Annotated in this window: 21 protein-coding genes; 10 read left to right on the top strand and 11 right to left on the bottom strand. The window is 71.2% G+C overall.

Annotation, left to right across the window (positions count from 1 at the left end):
• Positions 1-152: 152 nt before the first annotated feature.
• The 5 genes from L0984_RS16095 to L0984_RS16075 form a co-directional block, all read right to left on the bottom strand.
• Entirely contained in the window at positions 153-2414 is a 2262-nt protein-coding gene (locus L0984_RS16095; protein ID WP_370646020.1) for a methyl-accepting chemotaxis protein, read from the bottom strand.
• Between the two features lie 37 nt (positions 2415-2451).
• Positions 2452-2985, bottom strand: a complete 534-nt coding sequence (locus L0984_RS16090; RefSeq protein WP_234194617.1) for a chemotaxis protein CheW — start codon at positions 2983-2985, stop codon at positions 2452-2454.
• Positions 2986-3087: 102 nt separating this feature from the next.
• A complete protein-coding gene (locus tag L0984_RS16085) occupies positions 3088-3453 on the bottom strand; it encodes a response regulator transcription factor (RefSeq protein WP_234194616.1) in 366 nt (121 codons plus the stop codon).
• Positions 3454-3496: 43 nt separating this feature from the next.
• A complete protein-coding gene (locus L0984_RS16080; RefSeq protein ID WP_017757129.1) occupies positions 3497-3907 on the bottom strand; it encodes a response regulator in 411 nt (136 codons plus the stop codon).
• A 73-nt stretch (positions 3908-3980) separates the two neighbouring features.
• A complete protein-coding gene (locus tag L0984_RS16075) occupies positions 3981-4151 on the bottom strand; it encodes a rubredoxin (protein WP_234194615.1) in 171 nt (56 codons plus the stop codon).
• Between the two features lie 110 nt (positions 4152-4261).
• On the opposite strand from L0984_RS16075, the gene thiD reads away from it, so the two are divergent.
• A complete protein-coding gene (gene thiD, locus L0984_RS16070; protein WP_234194614.1) occupies positions 4262-5245 on the top strand; it encodes a bifunctional hydroxymethylpyrimidine kinase/phosphomethylpyrimidine kinase in 984 nt (327 codons plus the stop codon).
• Positions 5246-5260: 15 nt separating this feature from the next.
• Positions 5261-6547, top strand: coding sequence for a glutamate-1-semialdehyde 2,1-aminomutase (gene hemL / locus L0984_RS16065; protein ID WP_234194613.1), 1287 nt, complete (start codon positions 5261-5263; stop codon positions 6545-6547).
• Between the two features lie 31 nt (positions 6548-6578).
• Here the strand turns inward: hemL and L0984_RS16060 are convergent, their stop codons facing one another.
• The 4 genes from L0984_RS16060 to dusB all read right to left on the bottom strand — a co-directional run bounded on the left by L0984_RS16060 (position 6579) and on the right by dusB (position 10038).
• A complete protein-coding gene (locus tag L0984_RS16060; RefSeq protein WP_234194612.1) occupies positions 6579-7022 on the bottom strand; it encodes a c-type cytochrome in 444 nt (147 codons plus the stop codon).
• Positions 7022-8629 (bottom strand): bifunctional phosphoribosylaminoimidazolecarboxamide formyltransferase/IMP cyclohydrolase, encoded by a 1608-nt coding sequence (purH, locus tag L0984_RS16055; protein WP_234194611.1) that lies wholly within the window; start codon positions 8627-8629, stop codon positions 7022-7024. The genes L0984_RS16060 and purH overlap by 1 nt, the downstream gene beginning before the upstream one ends.
• Positions 8630-8669: 40 nt before the next feature.
• Positions 8670-8906, bottom strand: coding sequence for a helix-turn-helix domain-containing protein (locus L0984_RS16050; RefSeq protein ID WP_076509440.1), 237 nt, complete (start codon positions 8904-8906; stop codon positions 8670-8672).
• A gap of 70 nt (positions 8907-8976) precedes the next feature.
• Positions 8977-10038: a tRNA dihydrouridine synthase DusB gene (dusB, locus tag L0984_RS16045; RefSeq protein ID WP_234194610.1), complete on the bottom strand. Its 1062-nt coding sequence runs from the start codon at positions 10036-10038 to the stop codon at positions 8977-8979.
• A gap of 208 nt (positions 10039-10246) precedes the next feature.
• Here dusB and L0984_RS16040 point away from each other — a divergent pair, with 208 nt between their 5' ends.
• Complete coding sequence (locus tag L0984_RS16040) at positions 10247-10732, top strand: YqaA family protein (RefSeq protein WP_234194609.1); 486 nt, start codon at positions 10247-10249, stop codon at positions 10730-10732.
• Positions 10733-10811: 79 nt separating this feature from the next.
• Here the strand turns inward: L0984_RS16040 and ychF are convergent, their stop codons facing one another.
• Positions 10812-11906, bottom strand: a complete 1095-nt coding sequence (ychF, locus tag L0984_RS16035; protein ID WP_234194608.1) for a redox-regulated ATPase YchF — start codon at positions 11904-11906, stop codon at positions 10812-10814.
• Positions 11907-12131: 225 nt separating this feature from the next.
• Here ychF and L0984_RS16030 point away from each other — a divergent pair, with 225 nt between their 5' ends.
• From L0984_RS16030 to rbsD, 6 genes are all read left to right on the top strand, one after another.
• Positions 12132-13085 (top strand): sugar ABC transporter substrate-binding protein, encoded by a 954-nt coding sequence (locus L0984_RS16030; RefSeq protein ID WP_234194607.1) that lies wholly within the window; start codon positions 12132-12134, stop codon positions 13083-13085.
• Between the two features lie 14 nt (positions 13086-13099).
• Positions 13100-14650: a sugar ABC transporter ATP-binding protein gene (locus L0984_RS16025; protein WP_234194606.1), complete on the top strand. Its 1551-nt coding sequence runs from the start codon at positions 13100-13102 to the stop codon at positions 14648-14650.
• Positions 14647-15642, top strand: a complete 996-nt coding sequence (locus L0984_RS16020) for an ABC transporter permease (RefSeq protein ID WP_234194605.1) — start codon at positions 14647-14649, stop codon at positions 15640-15642. The genes L0984_RS16025 and L0984_RS16020 overlap by 4 nt, the downstream gene beginning before the upstream one ends.
• Positions 15643-15670: 28 nt before the next feature.
• A complete protein-coding gene (locus L0984_RS16015) occupies positions 15671-16681 on the top strand; it encodes a LacI family DNA-binding transcriptional regulator (RefSeq protein WP_234194604.1) in 1011 nt (336 codons plus the stop codon).
• A gap of 116 nt (positions 16682-16797) precedes the next feature.
• On the top strand, positions 16798-17757 hold the full coding sequence (gene rbsK / locus L0984_RS16010; protein WP_370646018.1) for a ribokinase: 960 nt from the start codon (positions 16798-16800) through the stop codon (positions 17755-17757).
• A complete protein-coding gene (gene rbsD, locus L0984_RS16005; protein WP_234194603.1) occupies positions 17754-18152 on the top strand; it encodes a D-ribose pyranase in 399 nt (132 codons plus the stop codon). Before rbsK ends, rbsD begins: the two co-directional genes overlap by 4 nt.
• 27 nt (positions 18153-18179) lie before the next feature.
• On the opposite strand, the gene L0984_RS16000 is transcribed toward rbsD, so the two are convergent.
• Positions 18180-19079: an MOSC domain-containing protein gene (locus L0984_RS16000; protein ID WP_234194602.1), complete on the bottom strand. Its 900-nt coding sequence runs from the start codon at positions 19077-19079 to the stop codon at positions 18180-18182.
• Between the two features lie 161 nt (positions 19080-19240).
• Between L0984_RS16000 and L0984_RS15995 the strand changes: the two genes are divergently transcribed.
• The gene (locus tag L0984_RS15995) at positions 19241-20413 is read left to right on the top strand and encodes an FAD-dependent monooxygenase (RefSeq protein ID WP_234194601.1); all 1173 of its coding nucleotides are present in this window, start codon (positions 19241-19243) and stop codon (positions 20411-20413) included.
• Positions 20414-20477: the final 64 nt, after the last annotated feature.

Below are 20477 nucleotides of genomic sequence, written 5' to 3'. Positions count from 1 at the left end.
CCGGGCCGCTGGAGAGGTCTTGCAGACCACGCTGCGCCAGTGGCGCAGCCCCTCGCCAGTCGGGCCTGGTCCACTGGACCAGGCCCGTACGGGCTCGGCCCCCTGGAGGGGGCAGGCGAAGCGCGAAGCGCGCAGCCTGGGGGTGTTCCATATCACGCGATCTTGAAGCGCGCAACCGACTGGCGCAGCTCCTCGGCCATCTGCGAGAGCTCGCGCACCTGCCGCGCGGTGGCACGCGTGCCTTCGCCGGTCTGCTCGGTCACGGCGAAGATGTGCTGGATGCTCGCCGCCACCACGTTGGCCGACTCGGCCTCGCGCGAGGCCGACTGCGAGATCTCCTCGATCAGCTCGGCCAGGCGGCGCGACACGCGGTCGATCTCGGACAGCGCCGTGCCCGCGTTGTCGGACAGCCGCGCCCCTTCGACCACGCCCTGCGTGGAGCGCTCCATGGCACCCACGGCGTCCTGCGTGTCGGTCTGGATCGCCTTGACCAGCGCGGCGATCTGGCGCGTGGCGTCGCCCGAGCGTTCGGCCAGCCGCTGCACCTCCTCGGCCACCACCGAGAAGCCGCGGCCCGCCTCGCCGGCCGAGGCGGCCTGGATGGCGGCGTTGAGCGCCAGCACGTTGGTCTGCTCGGTGATGTCCGAGATCAGCTCGGTGATCTCGCCGATCTCCTGCGAGGACTCGCCCAGCCGCTTGATGCGCTTGGCCGTGTCCTGGATCTGGTCGCGGATGGCGTTCATGCCGCCGATGGTGTTCTGCACCGCCGACAGGCCCGACTCCGCCGCCTGCAGCGACTGGCGCGCCACCGCGGCCGACTCCTGCGCCTGCGCCGACACGCCGTTGATGCGCGCGGCCATGCTCAGCACCGACTGGCCGGTCTCGCGGATCTCGCGCAACTGCTCGGTCGAGGCCGCCAGCAGCTCGGTCGAGGTCTGGTCGACCTGGCCCGTGGTGTGGGCCACGCGGGTGGCCGTGTTCTGCACGTTGCCCACCAGCAGCCGCAGCTCCTCGACGGTGTAGTTCACCGAGTCGGCGATGGCGCCGGTGATGTCCTCGGTCACGGTGGCCTGCTGCGTGAGGTCGCCCTCGGCCACGGTCTGCAGCTCGTTCATCAGCCGCAGGATGGCGCTCTGGTTGGCGCTGTTGACGCGGTTGGACTCGCGGGCCTGTTCCTCGGCCTGCTGGCGCTCGCGATCGGCGGCGGCGGCACGCTGGCGGCCCTCGCGCACCTGCAGCCAGCCGATGGCGGCGGCCAGGCCGAGCGCGGCCAGCGACAGCATGACCAGCAGCGCCAGCTCCTCGAAGCCCAGGCCGGTGCGCGACTGCAGGCGCGTCTGCAGTTCGCCCAGGGCGCGGCGCAGGGGCTCGCTGTCGGCCAGCACGGCCGCCTGCGCCTCGCGCGCGGCCACCACGCCCTGCAGGTTCTCCAGCACGGCGCGGGCCTGGGCCTGGTTCTGCTGATGGCTGGCCAGCAGGGCGCTGAGCGACTCGCGCGCCGCGGGGTCGCGCAACGGCGACAGGCCCAGCGAGGCGCTGCCGTCCTGAAGGCCACGCACCAGCTCCTCGAAGCGGGTCATGTCCTTGCCGAGCAGGAACACCGCGTCGGGGCTCACGCCCTCGACGGTCAGGAATTCGCTGGCCGACTTGCCGATGCGCTGGGTGAGCATCGGCAGCTGGCTCGCGGCCTGCGCCTCGGCCGGCGAGGCGCCGCGCAGGGCGGCGGTGGCCACGACCTGCGCCGCGTCCAGTTGGTCGGCCGACTGGCGGGCGATGCCGCGCAGGCCCGCGCCCACCTCGATCAGCACCTTCTGCTGGCCCAGCACCACCTTGGCGCCGGCCTCGGCCCGCGCGGCCAGCGGCTGGATGCGGGCCAGGATCTCGGCATCGGCGGCGCCCAGCGGCGACAGGGCCAGTTCGTCGTCGCCACGCGCCAGGCCGGCGACGCGCCGCGTGAGGTCGTCCGTGCTGTCGCGCAGCTCGGCGAAGGCCGGCACCGTGCCGACGAGGGCCTGCGACACCGACTTGGCCAGCCGCTGCGACTGCATCAAGGCCTGGCCGGCCGAGGCCAGCTGTTGCGAGACACGGTCGGCGCGCACGGCCGTCCAGCCGGCGGCCGCCAGCAGCATCAGCACGAGCAGCGCCAGCAGGGCGATGAGCCAGCGCTGGCGCACGGCGGGCATGCGGCCGGCCGCGGCCGGTGCAGCGGCAGGGCGGAGCGCATCGGCCTTCGGCTCGCGGACCGGCGGCCGTGGCTCCAGTCCCGCGGGCCGCGTCTCGGTGCGGCGTGCGGCGGCAGCCGGCGCGGGCCCGGGCGAATCGGCGCCGATCACGGTGGTCGGCTGGTCCAGGTCCGCGGCGCCGGGGTCGCGGCCGGGCAGGTACTTCTTGAGCGTATCGACGATCGGGGTCACGGTCGGTCCTTCGGAACGGAGACGGCGGCGCGGATCGTCACGCCGCGATGTGCAGGAAGGCGGGATCGGCCGCCAGCGCCTGGAGGTCGAGCACCTGCCAGGCCCGGCCCTCGCCGTCGGCCAGGCAGGCGCCCAGCCAGGGCGGGCGCACCGCCTCGGCATGCAGCACGCCGGTGAAGGCGCTGCCGCTGCGCAGGCCGGCCAGCGCATCGACCCGCAGCGCGGCGTTGACGCCCAGTGCTTCGCCCAGCGCCACCAGGTGCGATCCCTCCTCGGCCGGCTGGCCCGCCTCGGCGGGCAGGGGCGAATCGGCCAGCCAGTGGGCCAGCCGGATCACGCCGCACAGCCGTCCGCGCAGGTTGGCCACGCCGAGGAACCAGGGCTTGACGTAGGGAACGGGCTGCGGCGCCGCGGCCGGAAAGATCTCGCCGGCCTGCGGCAGGGGCAGCAGGCAGGCACGGCCACCGGCCTGGACCGCCAGCCACTGTGCCGCCAGCGGACGCGCCTGGGCGGCCTGCAGCCGCTCGGCCAGGCGGGCCTGGAAGGCGCGCAGGGATTCACGCTGCGACATGGGCCACCCGGACGCGGATGCGTGCGCGCCACCGCGGCCCGCCCGGGGCGGCAGCACGGTCGGCAGCGGAGGGGCCGGCGAGGCGCATGGTGCTGGCTCAGCTCAGTCCAGCGCGCGGATCTTGGCCAGCAGTTCGTCGGCCTGCACCGGCTTGACGATGTAGTCGCGCGCCCCCTGGCGCAGGCCCCACACGCGGTCGGTCTCCTGGCCCTTGCTGCTGCACATGATCACCGGCACCTGGGCGAAGCGCGGATCGCGCATCAGGCTGCGGGTGAACTGGAAGCCGTTCTGCCCCGGCATGACGATGTCCATCAGGATCAGGTCGGGCAGGCCGACCTCCAGGTGCCGCATCGCGGCATCGGCGTTCTCGGCGGTGCGCACGGCAAAGCCGTTGCGCTGCAGCAGGTCCGACAGGAATACCAGCTCGGTGCGGGAGTCGTCGACGACGAGCACGCTGCGGATGGTCATGGGCGGTGTTCTCTCGTGCCTGCGCGCAGGGCGGCGCAGGCCATCATGTCGCGGATGGCGCCGGGGCGGTGCCGTCGCCGCCGAACTGCCGCACGGCCTGCAGCAGCTGGTCCTTGGTGAAGGGTTTGGTCAGGTAGTCCTGCGAGCCCACCATGCGCCCGCGGGCCTTGTCGAAGACGCCGTCGCGCGAGGAGAGCATGACCACCGGCACATGGCTGAACTGGGCATTGCGCTTGATGATTGCGCAGGTCTGGTAGCCGTCCAGCCGGGGCATCAGGATGTCGCAGAAAATCAGCTGCGGCTGGTGGTCGTTCACCTTCGAGAGCGCGTCGTAGCCGTCCTCGGCCAGCAGCACCTCGTGGCCGCCCTGCTTGAGGAAGATCTCGGCACTGCGCCGGATCGTGTTGCTGTCGTCGATCACCAGCACCTTGAAACCCGATCCGTTCGCACTCATCGCCATCCTCTCGTCTTGGCCGCCGGCCGCACTGCGCGGCCGCGGCAACCGGGCGGTGCCGTCGCCGCGAGGCTCAGATCTCGACCATTTCGAAATCTTCCTTGCGCGCGCCGCACTCCGGGCAGGTCCAGTTCATCGGAACATCGGCCCAGGGCGTGCCCGGGGCAATACCATCGTCGGGCCAACCTGCCGCTTCGTCGTAGATCCACCCGCAAATCAGGCACATCCAGGTTTTCGTATTCATCGCAGCTTACGGGCCTCGTTCAAATAATGCAACAATTGTATCTAGACGTCACCCCTTTTGACGTTGTCAAAAGGACCCGTGACATGCTTCCGCGCAGCGCCCGCCCATTCATGCAGAGACCCGGCATCCGGGCCCTCTCGGCAGCGCAACCGGGCGATGTTAACGAAGGTGACGCAGCGGGGGATGACCCTGCGCAGTCCACGCTTCTTCCCGCCGAAGAGCTGCGCCAGCCCTGCGTGCTGGTCTTCAACGCCGGCGACGCCAGCGGCGCCACGGGCCTGAGCGCGGACGCGCTGTCGGTGGCCTCGGTGGGCGCCCACATGCTGGGGGTGACCACCGGCGTCTATGTGCGCGACACCGCCGAGGTCTTCGACCATGTGGCGCTGGACGAGGAGCACGTGGCCGAGCAGGCCCGCGCCATCCTGGAGGACGTGCCCGTGCAGGCCATCAAGGTGGGTTTTGCCGGCAGTCCCGACAACCTGAGCCTGGTGGCGGAGATCGCCTCCGACTATCCCGAAGTGCCCGTGGTGGCCTACATGCCCAACCTGTCGTGGTGGGAGGACGAGCCGATCGACAGCTACCTGGACGCCTTCCGCGACCTCGTGCTGCCGCAGACGGCCGTGCTGGTGGGCAACGAGGGCACGCTGCGCCGCTGGCTGCTGCCCGACTGGGACGGCGACCGCCCGCCGACGCCGCGCGACATCGCCCGCGCGGCCGGCGAACTGGGCGTGTCGTACACGCTGGTGACCGGCATCCTGCGGCCCGACGGCTGGATGGAGAACGTCCTGGCGTCGCCCCAGTCCACGGTGCTGAGCGAGAAATACGAGCGGCTCGATGCCGTCTTCGCCGGTGCCGGCGAGACGCTGTCGGCCGCGCTGGCCGCCCTGCTGGCCACCGGCGCCGACCTGAGCTCGGCCACCGCGGAGGCCCTGGCCTACATGGACCGCAGCCTGGACGCGGGCTTCCGCCCCGGCATGGGCCAGGTGCTGCCCGACCGCCTGTTCTGGGCCCAGCCCGACGACGACGACGAAGAGGAGGACGACGGCCTGGACCGGGCCGACTTCGCCCTGCCTCCCCATGACACGCGGCATTGAATGCCACCCCCTTCCATGACCATCGACACCAATCTCCAGCTCTTCGACCGTGCCCGCGCCGTGATTCCCGGCGGCGTCAATTCGCCCGTGCGCGCCTTCCGTGCCGTCGGCGGCACGCCCCGCTTCATCGCCCGTGCCCAGGGCCCCTACATGTGGGACGCCGCCGGCCAGCGCTACATCGACTACATCGGCTCCTGGGGGCCGATGATCCTGGGCCACGGCCATCCTGCCGTGGTCGAGGCCGTGCAGCGCGCCGTGGCCGAGGGCTTCTCCTTCGGCGCGCCGACCGAACGCGAGATCGAGCTGGCCGAGGCCATCCTGGCGCTGATGCCGTCGATGGAGATGGTGCGGCTGGTCAGCTCCGGCACCGAGGCCGCCATGAGCGCCCTGCGCCTGGCGCGCGGCGCCACCGGCCGGCGCCACATCGTCAAGTTCGAGGGCTGCTACCACGGCCATGCCGATGCGCTGCTGGTCAAGGCCGGCTCGGGCCTGGCCACCTTCGGCAACCCCACCTCCGCCGGCGTGCCGGCCGAGGTGGTGCAGCACACGCTGGTGCTCGAATACAACAACATCGCCCAGCTCGAAGAGGCCTTCGCGCTGCATGGCCACGACATCGCCTGCGTGATGATCGAGGCCATCGCCGGCAACATGAACTTCGTGCGGGCCACGTCCGAGTTCGCCCGCCGCTGCCGCGAGCTGTGCACGCAGCATGGCGCACTGCTGGTGTTCGACGAGGTGATGACGGGCTTTCGCGTCGGCCTGCATGGCGCGCAGGGCGTGCTGGGCATCACGCCCGACCTCACGGTGCTGGGCAAGGTGATCGGCGGCGGCATGCCCCTGGCGGCCTTCGGCGGGCCGCGCGCGATCATGGAGCAGCTGGCGCCGCTGGGCCCGGTCTACCAGGCCGGCACGCTGTCGGGCAATCCGGTGGCCACCGCCTGCGGCCTGGCCACGCTCAAGGAGATCGCCCGCCCCGGCTTCTACGAGACGCTGTCGGCCAAGACCCGCGCCCTGGCCGAAGGCCTGCGCCATGCGGCAGCCGATGCCGGCGTGCCCTTCAGCGCCGACTGCGAAGGCGGCATGTTCGGCTTCTTCCTGCTGCCCGAGCTGCCCCAGAACTACGGCAAGGTGATGACCAGCAACGGCGCGAAGTTCAACGCCCTGTTCCACGGCCTGCTCGACCGCGGCGTGTACATCGCACCGGCGCTGTACGAGGCCGGCTTCGTGAGCGCCGCCCATGCGGCGGAGGACATCTCCGCCACCATCGAGGCGGCGCGCGAGGTGTTCAAGACGCTGGGCTGAGCGCCGGCAGCCAGCAGCCGGCGGCGCCGCGTCAGCGACTGGCCGGCCGCTGCGCCAGCACCCACTGCGCCATCAGCCGCGCATCGGCCTCGCCGATCTGCGGATGGCGCGGCATGATCACCCGCCCCCAGTCGCCGACGCTGCCCTCGCGGATCTTGCGCGCGAGCAGCGCCACGGCCTCGGGGTTGTCCGCATGGCGGGCCGCGATGCCCTGCCAGCCCGGACCCACCGCCTTGCGCTCGGCCAGGTGGCAGCGCATGCAGTCGCTGGCCTGCACCAGTGCGTAGCCCTGCGCCACCGGCCCCGTGGCGGCCACGGGCGGCTTGAACACATAGCCGCGCAGGATGAGCCAGCCGGTGATCAGCATGCCGGCCGCGGACATCGCCACGAACAGCGCCAGCAGCACCAGCAGCCAGCGCGGGCGCCGGGGCGGCGCCTCGTCTTCCGTCGCGCCCGGGCGGCCCGTCGTGCCCATCAGTGGCGGAAGTGGCGCACGCCGCTGAAGACCATGGCCACGCCACGCTCGTCGGCGGCGTCGATCACTTCCTTGTCGCGCATCGAGCCGCCGGGCTGGATGACGCAGGTGGCGCCGTGGTCGATCACCACGTCCAGGCCGTCGCGGAAGGGGAAGAAGGCATCGCTGGCCACCACCGAGCCGGCCAGCGACAGGCCGGCATGCTCGGCCTTGATGCTGGCGATGCGGGCGGAGTCGAGGCGGCTCATCTGGCCGGCGCCCACGCCCAGCGTCATGCCGCCCTGGCAGAAGACGATGGCATTGCTCTTGACGAACTTGGCCACCTTCCAGGCGAAGAGCAGGTCCTGCAGCTCGGCCTCGGTCGGCTGCTTCTTCGTCACGACCTTCAGGTCGGACAGCTGCAGCTCATGGTTGTCGGCGGTCTGGATCAGCAGGCCCGAGCCCACGCGCTTGACGTCCTGCGCATTGAGGCCGCGCGCCCAGGCGCTGGCGCCGTCGCGCTTGATGCCGTCGAGCGAAATCTGCAGCACGCGCACATTGGGCTTGGTCTTGAGCAGCTCCAGCGCGTCGGCGCTGAAGGCGGGCGCCATCAGCACCTCGACGAACTGCTTGCCCACGGCCTGCGCCGTGCCGGCGTCCACCGGGGTGTTGAAGGCGATGATGCCGCCAAAGGCCGAGGTGGGGTCGGTCTTGAAGGCCTTGCCGTAGGCCTCGCCCGCGTCGGCGCCGATGGCCACGCCGCAGGGGTTGGCGTGCTTGACGATCACGCAGGCCGGCACGTCGAAGCTCTTGACGCATTCCCAGGCGGCGTCGGCGTCGGCGATGTTGTTGTAGCTCAGCTCCTTGCCCTGCAACTGCTTGGCCGTGACAAGCGAGCCGGGCGCCGGGAACAGGTCGCGGTAGAAGGCGGCGGCCTGGTGCGGGTTCTCGCCGTAGCGCAGGTCCTGCACCTTGACGAAGCGGCCGTTGCTCTGCGCCGGGAAGGCGCTGCGCTGCGGCACGGGCTGGCCGGCGCTGGCTTCGAAGTCGACGGACGACAGCCAGTCGCTGATGGCGGCGTCGTAGTTGCTGATGCGGTTGAAGGCGGCGACGGAGAAGCCGAACTTGGTCTTGTCGCTGATGCGGCCGTGGGCCTTGAGTTCTTCCAGCGCCGCGCCGTACTGGCTGGCGTCGGTGAGCACAGCGACGTCCTTCCAGTTCTTGGCGGCGCTGCGCACCATGGCCGGGCCGCCGATGTCGATGTTCTCGATGGCGTCCTCCAGCGTGCAGCCGGCCTTGGCCACCGTGGCCTCGAAGGGATAGAGGTTGACCACCAGCAGGTCGATGGTGGCGATGCCGTGCTCGGCCAGCGCGGCCATGTGGGCCGGCAGATCGCGACGGGCCAGCAGGCCGCCGTGGATCTTGGGATGCAGCGTCTTCACGCGGCCGTCGAGCATCTCGGGAAAGCCGGTGTGGTCGGCCACCTCGGTCACGGGCAGGCCGGCCTCGGCCAGCAGTTTGGCCGTGCCGCCGGTGGACAGCAGCTGGACGCCCAGCGCATGCAGCCCCTGGGCGAGGTCGAGGACGCCGGTCTTGTCGGAAACGGAAATGAGTGCGGTCAGTGCCATGGGGATGCCAGTCGGGTCTGGGGCTTCGTTGGAATGGGGGTCACTTGGCGAGCTTGTGCTCGAGCAGCTTCTTGCGCAGGGTGTTGCGGTTCAGGCCCAGCCACTGGGCGGCGCGCGACTGGTTGCCCTCGGCGCGGTCCATGACCACCTCCAGCAGCGGCTTCTCGACGGCACGCACCAGCATGTCGTGCAGGCCGTCGGGCTCGGTGCCGCGCAGGTCGCGGAAGTAGTCTTCGAGGCTGGATTTCACGCACTCCTCGATCGTGTGTTTGCTCATGTCGTTGTTCGTTCGATGTGTCTTGTGACGGCGCCCGATCCCCCGCGCGCCGCGCAACCACCGCCTGCGTTCAGCAGGTGAGGCAGCCGCTGTCTTCTTCGTCTTCTTCCTGCAGGGCACCCGGCCCGGCGGCGGCCTCGGGCATGCGGTCCATCCGCTCGCCCAGGGCCTCGAAATAGTCGGCCACGGCCTGCCACTGCGTGGCGGAGTCCTCCAGCCGGTTCATGCGCTGGCGGAAGTCCTCGCCGCCCGGCAGCGCGCGCACGTACCAGCCGATGTGCTTGCGGGCGGTGCGCACGCCGGTCACCTCGCCGTAGAGGGCGTAGTGCTCGTGCAGGTGCGCGAGCAGCAGCCGGCGCACCTCGGCCACCAGCGGCGGCGCCATGGTCTCGCCGGTGGCCAGGAAGTGGCCCACCTCGCGGAAGATCCACGGCCGGCCCTGCGCCGCGCGGCCGATCATCACGGCGTCGGCACCGGTGGCGGCCAACACGTCGCGCGCCTTCTGCGGCGAGTCGATGTCGCCGTTGGCCACCACCGGAATGCCCACCGCCGCCTTGACGGCCGCGATGGTGTCGTATTCGGCGAAGCCCTTGTAGCCCTGCTCGCGCGTGCGGCCGTGCACCGTCAGCATGCGGACGCCGGCGGCCTCGAAGCGGCGCGCCAGTGCCACGGCGTTGCGGTGCTCGGTGCTCCAGCCGGTGCGCATCTTGAGCGTCACGGGCACGCCATGCGGCGCGGCGGCGGCCACCACCGTCTCGGCGATGGCCAGGGCCAGCGGCTCGTCGCGCATCAGCGCCGAGCCCGCCCACTTGTTGCAGACCTTCTTGGCCGGGCAGCCCATGTTGATGTCGATGATCTGCGCGCCGCGGTCGATGTTGTACTGGGCCGCCTCGGCCATCATGGCCGCGTCGGTGCCGGCGATCTGCACGGCGATGGGCCCTGGCTCGCCGTCATGGTTGGCCCGGCGCGAGGTCTTGAGCGAACTCCACAGGTCCTTGCGGGAGGTGACCATCTCGCTCACCGCATAGCCCGCGCCGAGCGAGCGGCACAGCATGCGGAACGGCCGGTCCGTCACACCCGCCATGGGGGCGACGAACAGGCGGTTCTCCAGCGTGATGTGGCCGATCTGCATGAGGTGGGGAGGAAAAGCGCGCAGCGCCGCGGGCGCTGCTGAAAAATGAGGCACGGATTCTAGCCACCCGCGATTTCAGCGGCTGAAACGCGCAGCGGGCTACGGACCTGAGCCCCGAGGCCCGCGCTGCATGCAGCATCCCAGAGGGCAGACGCACGGCCTGCCCGCCGACGCGAGCCCCGGACACCGTTCCTATACTCCCGCCCCCATGGAAGCCTGGTTCGAGTCCGTGATGGCCGCCGCGATGGCGGCACTGGCACTGCCGCAATTCGGGCTGTCGACGCTGTTCGTCGTCGCCTTCGTCTCGGCGACGCTGCTGCCCCTGGGCTCGGAGCCCGCGCTCTTCGGCCTGCTCAAGCTCAATCCCGACCTGTTCTGGCCGGCCATCCTCGTCGCCACCGCCGGCAACACCCTGGGCGGCGCGCTCACCTGGTGGATGGGCTACGGCGCCCACAAGGTGGCGGACAAGTACAGCCATTCGAGCCACCACCTGCGCGCCCTCGCCTGGCTGGAGCGACTGGGCCCCAAGGCCTGCCTGCTGAGCTGGCTGCCGCTGGTGGGCGACCCGCTGTGCGCCGTGGCGGGCTGGCTGCGCATGCCCTTCTGGCCCTGCGTGGTCTACATGTCCATCGGCAAGTTCGGGCGCTACCTGTGCATGACGGTGGCGCTGCTGTACATCTGGCCGAACCATTGAAGGCGCCCGGCAAAAGGGCCTGCCCCGTCGCCGGAGCAGGCCCTTGTACGGGTCTTGTCTGCGGCCACTGCCGCGACGCTCAGACGTTGAACAGGAAGTTCATCACGTCGCCATCCTTGACGACGTATTCCTTGCCTTCGCTGCGCATCTTGCCCGCGTCCTTGGCGCCCTGCTCGCCCTTGAAGGCGATGTAGTCGTCGAAGGCGATGGTCTGGGCGCGGATGAAGCCGCGCTCGAAGTCGCCATGGATCACACCGGCCGCCTGGGGCGCGGTGTCGCCGATGTGGATGGTCCAGGCGCGTACTTCCTTCACGCCGGCGGTGAAGTAGGTCTGAAGGCCCAGCAGCTTGAAGGCGGCACGGATCAGGCGGTTCAGGCCCGGCTCCTCCTGGCCGATCTCTTCGAGGAACATCTTCTTGTCCTCGTCGTCCATGTCGGCCATGTCCGCTTCCATCTTGGCGCAGATGGCCACCACGGGCGCGTTCTGGCTGGCGGCGTAGTCCTTCAGGCGGTCCAGCAGCGGGTTGTTCTCGAAGCCGTCCTCGCTCACGTTGCCGACGAACATGGCCGGCTTGGCGGTGATCAGGCACAGGGGCTTGAGCAGCAATTGGTCGTCCGCCGACAGGCCCAGCGCACGTGCCGGCTTGCCTTCGTTCAGCGCCGCCTGCACCGGGCCCAGCAGCTTGACCATGGCGATGGCTTCCTTGTCGTTGCCGCTCTTGGCTGCCTTGGTGTAGCGCTGCAGGGCCTTGTCGACGGTGCCCAGGTCGGCCAGGCACAGCTCGGTCTGGATGACCTCGATGTCGGCGATGGGGTCGACCTTGCCGGCCACGTGGATGACGTTCTCGTCCTCGAAGCAGCGCACCACGTTGACGATGGCGTCGGTCTCGCGGATGTGGGCCAGGAACTGGTTGCCCAGGCCTTCGCCCTGGCTGGCGCCCGCCACCAGGCCGGCGATGTCCACGAACTCGACGATGGCCGGCAGGATGCGTTCGGGCTGGACGATCTGCGCCAGCTGCGTCAGGCGCGGATCGGGCACCTCGACGACGCCCACATTGGGCTCGATGGTGCAGAAGGGATAGTTCTCGGCGGCGATGCCGGCCTTGGTCAGCGCGTTGAACAGGGTGGATTTACCGACGTTGGGCAGGCCGACGATGCCGCATTTCAAGCTCATGGGGGTCCTCTGGATTAGGCGCGGGATTTTAGGCGGGCGCCCCTGCCGGCCGGAAACCCGGCCCCCATGGCCCTGCCCAGCCCGCCGAGCTCAGGGAAAAACCTAGGTGAAACGGCCCCGCAAACGTTTGCGCAAACGTTTGCGACCCCACTATCATCCGCCCCGCTTCGCGCCGGGCAGGCCCTGATGCCGCCCCGATCCATCCATCCACCCGGAGACACCGTCATGACCTTCACCCGCCGCACGGCCCAGGCCGCCGCCGCCCTCGCCGTTCTGGGCGCCTTCGCCCTTGCGCCCGCCCATGCCCAGGAGAAGCCCAAGGTGGCGCTGGTGATGAAGTCGCTGGCCAACGAGTTCTTCGCCACGATGGAAGACGGCGCCAAGGCGCACCAGAAGGCCCATGCCAGCGAGTACACGCTGGTGGCCAACGGCATCAAGAACGAGACCGACACCGCCGCCCAGATCAAGATGGTCGAGCAGATGGTGGCCCAGAAGGTCAATGCGCTGGTGATCGCACCGGCCGATTCCAAGGCGCTGGTGCCGGCCCTCAAGGCGGCCGTCGACAAGGGCATCCTGGTCGTCAACATCGACAACCGCCTGGACGCCGGCGCGCTGAAGGAAAAGAACCTCCAGGTGACCTTCGTCGGCCCCGACAACCGCGCCGGCGCCAAGCTGGTGGGCGACTACCTGGACAAGAGCCTCAAGTCCGGCGACAAGGTCGGCATCATCGAAGGCGTCTCCACCACCTTCAATGCGCAGCAGCGCACCCTGGGCTACCAGGACGCCATGAAGGCCGTCGGTGCCAACGTGGTCGGCGTTCAGTCCGGCCAGTGGGAAATCGACAAGGGCAACACGGTGGCTGCCGGCATGCTGCGCGAGCACCCCGACCTGAAGGCCCTGCTGGCCGGCAACGACAGCATGGCCCTGGGCGCCGTGGCCGCCGTCAAGGCCGCCGGCAAGACCGGCCAGGTGCAGGTGGTGGGCTACGACAACATCGGCGCCATCAAGCCCATGCTGGCCGACGGCCGCGTGCTGGCCACCGCCGACCAGTTCGGCGCCAAGCAGGCCGTGTTCGGCATCGAGACCGCCCTGAAGGCCCTGGCCGAGAAGAAGACCCAGGCCCAGATGCCGGCCGAGATCAAGACCGACGTGGTCCTGGTCACCAAGGACAGCAAGTAAGCGAACCCGCAGCGATGCCCGACGCCCTGCTCTCGCTCGACGACATCGGCAAGGACTACGCCGCCACGGTGCTGGACGGCGTGAGCCTCACGCTGGCGCCGGGCGAGGTGCTGGCCCTCACGGGCGAGAACGGCGCGGGCAAGAGCACGCTGTCGAAGATCGTCTGCGGCCTGGTCTCGCCCACGCGCGGGCGCATGCAGCTGGCCGGCCAGCCCTTCGCGCCGACCTCGCGCCGCGATGCCGAGGCGCAGGGCGTGCGCATGGTGATGCAGGAGCTGGGCCTGGTGCCCACGCTCACCGTGGCCGAGAACCTGCTGCTGGACCGCCTGCCGCAGCGCCTGGGCTGGCTGCGCCGCGGCGCGCTGCACGAGGCGGCGCGGGCGCAGCTGGCCAAGATCGGCATGGACGGCATCGACCCCGCGCTGCCGGTGTCGGCCCTGGGCATCGGCCAGCAGCAGATGGTGGAGATCGCCCGCAACCTGCAGGACGACACCCGCGTGCTGATCCTCGACGAGCCCACCGCCATGCTGACGCCGCGCGAGACGGCGCACCTGTTTGCGCAGATCGAGCGGCTCAAGGCGCGCGGCGTGGCCATCGTCTACGTGTCGCACCGGCTGGAAGAGCTGCAGCGCATCACCGACACGGTGGCGGTGCTGCGCGACGGCCGGCTGGTGGACGTGCGGCCCATGGCCGGCGTGCGCGAATCCGAGCTGGTCGAGCGCATGGTCGGCCGCGCCGTCCACGAGCACGAAGGCCGGCCGCGCCGCACCGCCGGCGCGCGCCTGCTGAGCGCCCGCGGCCTAGGCCGCGGCCAGGTGGTGCAGGACGTGGACCTGGACCTGCATGCCGGCGAGGTCATGGGCATCGCCGGCCTGGTGGGCGCGGGCCGCACCGAACTCATCCGCCTGCTCTTCGGCGCCGACCGGGCCGACCGCGGGCGCATCGACCTGCACTGGCCCGGCGCCGCCTCGCCCCCTGGCGGGCGCTGGCGTTCGCCCATGCAGGCCATCCGCGCCGGCATCGGCCTGGTGACGGAGGACCGCAAGTCGCAGGGCCTGCTGATGCCGCAGTCGATCCGCGTCAATGCCACGCTGAGCGACCTGGGCGCCATCTCGCGCGGCGGCTGGCTGCGCTTTGCGCACGAGCGCGGCATCGCCCGCCGGCTGGTGCAGACGCTGCGCATCCGCTCGCGCAGCGAGGAGCAGCCCGTCTCGACCCTGAGCGGCGGCAACCAGCAGAAGGTGGTGTTCGCCCGCTGGCTGCACCGCGAGTGCAAGGTGCTGCTGCTGGACGAACCCACGCGCGGCGTGGACGTCGGCGCCCGCGCCGACCTGTACGCCGAACTCGACCGCATGGCCGCCGCCGGCCACGCCATGCTGATGGTCTCCAGCGACCTGCGCGAGCTGATGGCGATGTGCGACCGCATCGGCGTGATGCATGCCGGCCGCCTGGTCGCCGTCTTCGAGCGCGGCGCCTGGAGCGAGCAGTCGCTGCTGGCCGCCGCCTTCGGCAATGCGCCGGCTGCCGAAGCTGCTGCGCCCACCTCTTCCCCTGTTTCCGCATGAACCCGCCCGCCCAATCCCCTGCCGCCGCCACGCCGGCGCCCACCACCCGGCCGCTGCGCGGCCAGCTCGGCACCTACCTCGGCCTGGCCGCGGTGCTCATCGGCATGGTCGTGCTGTTCAGCAGCCTGTCCGAATACTTCTTCACGGCCGAGACCTTCATCACCATCGCCAACGAGGTGCCGGCGCTCACCGTGATGGCCGTGGGCATGACCTTCGTGCTGATCATCGCGGGCATCGATCTGTCGGTGGGCTCGGTGCTGGCGCTGAGCGCCGCCGTGACGGCCGCCGCCATCCTGCAATGGAAGCTGGCCGTGCCCGCCGCCGCGGCGCTGGGCCTGGCCACCGGCCTGCTGTGCGGCGCCGTCACCGGCGCGGTGTCGGTGGCCTGGCGGCTGCCCAGCTTCATCGTCTCGCTGGGCATGCTGGAAGCCGTGCGGGGGGGCGCCTACCTGGTGACGGATTCGCGCACGCAGTACGTGGGCGATGCCATCGCCGGCCTGGCGGCGCCTTGGATCGGCGGCGTCTCCTCGGCCTTCGTGCTGGCCGTGGTCATCGTCATCGTGGGCCACCTGGTGCTCACCCGCACCGTGTTCGGCCGCCACGTGGTGGGCATCGGCACCAACGAGGAAGCCATGCGCCTGGCGGGCATCGACCCGCGGCCGATCCGCATCGCCGTGTTCGCCGTCACCGGCCTGCTGGCCGGCCTGGGCGGGCTGATGCAGTCGGCCCGGCTGGAGGCCGCCGACCCCAATGCCGGCGCCGGCATCGAGCTGCAGGTGATCGCCGCCGTGGTCATCGGCGGCACCAGCCTGATGGGCGGGCGCGGCTCGGTCGTCAACACCTTCTTCGGCGTGCTGATCATCGCGGTGCTCGAAGCCGGCCTGGCCCAGGTGGGCGCCAGCGAGCCCGCCAAGCGCATCATCACCGGCGCCGTGATCGTGGCCGCCGTGATCATCGACACCGTGCGCCAGCGGCGCGCCAGCGCGGCCTGACCGGCGCCATCGCCTTCGCACTGCCGCCATGGCCACCATCAAGGACGTCGCCCTGCGTGCCGGTGTGTCGGTGACCACCGTGTCGCACGTGGTCAACGGCACGCGCACCGTCAGCCCCGAAGGCCGCGCGCGCGTGGAGGACGCCATCCGCGCCCTGGGCTACGTGCCCAGCGCCGTGGCGCGCAGCCTCAAGAGCAACAGCACGCGCACGGTGGGCATGCTGATCCCGAACAGCTCCAACCCCTACTTCGCCGAGATCGTGCGGGTGGTGGAAGACCGCTGCTTCGGCGCCGGCTATGCGCTGGTGCTGTGCAACACCGACGACGAGCCGCAGCGCCAGAGCGTGTACCTGCAGGTGCTGGCCCAGCGGCGCATCGACGGGCTGATCGTGGTCTCCAGCGGCGGTGATGCCTCGTTGCCGGCATTGCTGGCCGGCCTGCGCATGCCCACCGTGCTGGTGGACCGCGAGGTGGAAGACCCGGCCTGCGACCTGGTCGAGACGGCCCACATGCAGGGCGGCCTGCTGGCCACGCGGCATCTGCTGTCGCTGGGCCACCGGCGCATCGCCTGCATCGGCGGGCCGGCCGACCTCACGCCCAGCGAGCAGCGCATCGACGGCTGGCGCATGGCGCTGGCCGAAGCCGGCCATTCCGCGACCAGCGCCGCGCTGCTGTGGCACGGCGGCTTCACGCCGCAGGGCGGCTACGAGGCCATGCATGCCATCCTGCGCACGGCCGAGCGGCCGTCAGCCGTGTTCGTGGGCAACGACCTGATGGCGATGGGCGCGCTGCGTGCCGCCCACGAATGCGGGCTGCGCGTGCCCGACGACATGTCGCTGGTGGGCTTCGACGACATCGAGCTGAGCGCCTATGCCAGCCCGCCCCTGACCACGGTGGCCCAGCCCAAGGCACGCATCGGCGCGCTGGCGGTGGACATGCTGCTGGAGCGCATCGACGGCCGGCGGCAGATCGGCCGCAAGGTGCTGCTGCAGCCGGAGCTGCGGGTGCGCGACTCGACCGCGCGCTTCGGGCCGGGCTGAAGCGGGCACGGCGCTCTGTCGTCACGCCTCGCCGCCCGCCATCGAATCGCCTTGCGCCCTGACTTCGCCTGACACGCCCCTTCAATCCAACACATCTCTTGCCCGAGTCCGACGCCGTGAACCGCTCTCCCGCCCCCGCCGACGCCCCGCTGCTGGTCGTGCTCGGCAGCCTCAACATGGACGTGGTGGTGCGCGTGCCGCAGGCGCCCGCTGCCGGCGAGACGCTGCAGGGCCGCTCCATCGACCACCTGCCCGGCGGCAAGGGCGGCAACCAGGCCGTGGGCTGCGCCCGCCAGGGCGGCGCGGTGCGAATGCTGGGCTGCGTGGGCGCCGATGCGCACGGCACCGCGCTGCGCGATGCGCTGGCCCGTGACGGCATCGACACCGGCGGTGTGCGTGTCGAGGCGGCCACGCCCACGGGCGTCGCGCTGGTGATGGTGGAGGACAGCGGCCAGAACCGCATCGTCGTGATCCCCGGTGCCAATGCCGCGGTGCAGGTGGACCCGGCCGCACTGCGCGCGCAACTGGCGGGTGCCGCCTTCCTCGTGCTGCAGTTCGAGACGCCGCTGGACCAGGTCGGCCTGGCGATGGAGGTCGCGGCGCAGGCCGGCTGCAAGGTGCTGCTGAACCCTTCGCCCATGCAGGCGCTGCCCGAGGCCTTCTGGCTGCGCATCGACACGCTGGTGGTCAACGAGCTGGAGGCGCAGATGCTCTCGGGCCTGCCGGTCACGGGCATCGCCGACGCCGCCGTGGCCGCACGCGCCCTGCTGTCCCGCGGCCCCGTGCGCGTCGTCGTCACGCTGGGCGGCGAAGGCGCCGTGGCCGCCGATGCAGACGGCTGCCGCCACCACCCCGCGCTGCGCGTGAAGGCGGTGGACACCACCGCCGCCGGCGACACCTTCCTGGGCGCGCTGGCCGTCTCGCTGGCGCGCGGCGAGACCTTCGACGCCGCCGTGCAGCTGGGCATCCGCGCCGCGGCCCTGTGCATCGGCCGCCCTGGCGCCCAGCCTTCCATTCCTTCGCGCGACGAGGTGCTCGCCAGCCCCGTCCCGCCCGAACCGATCGCCCTGCCATGAAACGCACCCACCTCCTGCACGCCGAACTCTCCCAGGTCATCGCCGCCATGGGCCATGGCGACATGCTGGTCATCGGCGATGCCGGCCTGCCCATTCCCGACGGCCCGCGCCGCATCGACCTGGCGGTGGCGCGCGGCGTGCCCCGGCTGGATGACGTGCTGGCCGCCGTGCTGAGCGAGCTGACGGTGGAAAGCGCCGTCGTCGCCTGCGAGGCCCTGCCCGCGGGCCGTGACCGGCCTGCCTGGTACCCCGCGGCGCTGCCCGCGGCGCCGCTGGCCGTCTCGCACGAGGACTTCAAGCAGCGCAGCGCCAAGGCCCGTGCCATCGTGCGCACGGGCGAGTGCACGCCCTACGCCAACATCCTGCTGATCGCGGGCGTCAGCTTCGAGATCTGAGCCTGGGCGCCATGGCGCGCCTGCACTTCAGTCGAAGCGCAGGTCCGCGCCCACCGGCTGGCCCACCTTGAGCAGGTGGTCGATGCCCTGGCGCACGATCAGGTTCATGCCGAAGGTGGTGGCGCCCTCCATGCGCGGATCGGCGCGGTAGCTGCGCAGGGTCTCGCCCACGGCGGGCTGCGACTGCGCCGTGGCCGGATCGACGTCTGGGATGCTGCAGCGCACGCAGGGCTTGACGGGCTGCAGCTGCGCCTCGCCCTCGGCCGTGGGGATGTGCAGCATCGCCACCCGGTCCTCATCGTGCGCTTCCATGCTGTCCAGCACGAGATTGGGGCGGAAGCGGATCGCATCCACGGCCGCGTGGCCCTCCGCAGCAAGACGGGCGTTGAAGTCATCCACCGCCGCCTGGCTCACGACCAGCAGCGCATAGCCGTCGGAGAACTGCGTCTGCGCCTCGACGCCACCGGTCCACTTGAGGCTGGACAGGCGCTTGTGCTCCGGATCGAAGCGCACCATGCGCAGCCGCTGCGGCCGGTCGGGTTCGGAGAGGAAGTCGCTGAACCACTGCGCCGCCACGTCGCCCATGTCGTAGGCCGCCACCTCGTCCTTCCAGATGGCGGCGCGGACCGGTTCCTCGACGCGGTCGTAGGCGATGTGCAGCGCCAGCATGCCGGGGGCGCGCAGGATCATCTCGTAGTGCTTCATCTGCGGCCGGATCAGCGCCATGCGCGGCAGCTCGCGCTGGCTGACGAAGCGGCCGGCCTCGTCCACCAGCATCCAGGCGCGGTCGAACTCCAGGCCGGTCTCGGTGAGCAGGGCTTCCTGCACCTCGACCCCGGCGCAGGACTTGACGGGGTAGACGATCAGCCGCGCGATGCGGGCCTGGAGGTCGAAGCGCGAGAGGTCGGGAGTGGCGGCAGCGGTCACGGCGAAGAGGGGGCGGCGAGCCCTGGACGGTCAGAGAGAGGAAGCGGCGGCAGGTGGCGACATGCCGCGCGCTTCGCGAGCACAAAGCGGGCCGCCCGCGGCGGCGGGCCGCATTGTCGAGCCATCCCCGGGGGCGCAGGGGCGCTCCCTACAATGTTTCGATGGCTCTTCCCCCCGAGGTTTGCATTCGCGGCGCCGGCATCGTCGGCCGCACGCTGGCGTTGCTGCTGGCCCGAGAACGGGTCCGCGTGGCCCTGGTAGCCGAGGCCCCTTCCACCCCCTCCCCCGACCGCCCGGACGTGCGCGCCTATGCGCTCAACGCGGCCTCGCGCAGCCTGCTCGAATCGCTGCGGGCCTGGCCCGACGCGGCGCAGGCCACATCGGTGCGCGAGATGCAGGTCTTCGGCGACGAGGACGGCCGGGTGCGCTTCGACGCCGCCGAGCAGAAGGTCGACGCCCTGGCCTGGATCGTCGACGTGCCGGCACTGGAAGAGCAGCTGGCGGCCGCCGTCCGCTTCTCGCCCCAGGTCGAGGTCGTGAGCGCACCGGTCAAGGCCGCGCTCACCGTGGTGTGCGAGGGCAAGGCCAGCCTCACGCGCGAGACGCTCGGCGTGCAGTACGAGGTGACCCGCTATCCGCAGATCGCCATCGCCGCGCGGCTGAAGGCCGAACGCCCGCATGGCGGCGTGGCGCGCCAGTGGTTCGGTGCCCAGGGCGACGTGCTGGCCCTGCTGCCCATGGGCGGAGCCGAAGGGCGGCAGCTGGCCCTGGTGTGGTCGGTGGGCCAGTTGCGCGCGCCCGAGCTGCTGGAGCTGGATGCCGACGCCTTCTGCGCCCGCCTGCGCGAAGCCAGCCACGAGGTGCTGGGCGGCTTCACGCTGGCCAGCGAGCGGGCCGCCTGGCCGCTGCAGCGCGCCACGGCCGACCGCTGGGCCGGGCGCTTTGCCGAAGGTGGTGCCTGGGTGCTGGCCGGCGATGCGGCGCACACCGTGCATCCGCTGGCCGGCCAGGGACTCAACCTCGGGCTGGCCGACGCGGCCGAACTGGCCCGCGTGATCCGCGAACGCGACTACTGGCGCAGCGTGGGCGACGCCCGCCTGCTGCGCCGCTACGAGCGCGCCCGCCGTGCCGACGTGCTGGCCATGGGCCTGGCCACGGACGGCCTGCAGCAACTCTTCGCCCAGGGCATCGAGCCGCTGGCGCGGCTGCGCAACTGGGGCATGCTCGGCTTCGACCGCACCCATTTCCTCAAGGGCTGGGTGGCGCGCCATGCGATGGGCCTGGCGTCCGGCATTTCTTCTTCTCCTTCTCCCTCCGGGAGAGGGCTGGGGTGAGGGCCTTGGGCCTCCCCATCGTTCCTGGTGCTGCACAAGCCCAGGCCCCTAACCCGACCTCTCC

It is taken from the genome of Pseudacidovorax sp. NFM-22 (assembly GCF_021401245.1).
Classification (GTDB): domain Bacteria; phylum Pseudomonadota; class Gammaproteobacteria; order Burkholderiales; family Burkholderiaceae_C; genus Xenophilus.
The sequence above is the reverse complement of the archived record's forward strand: the minus strand, read 5'-3'. Positions and strand labels throughout refer to the sequence as shown.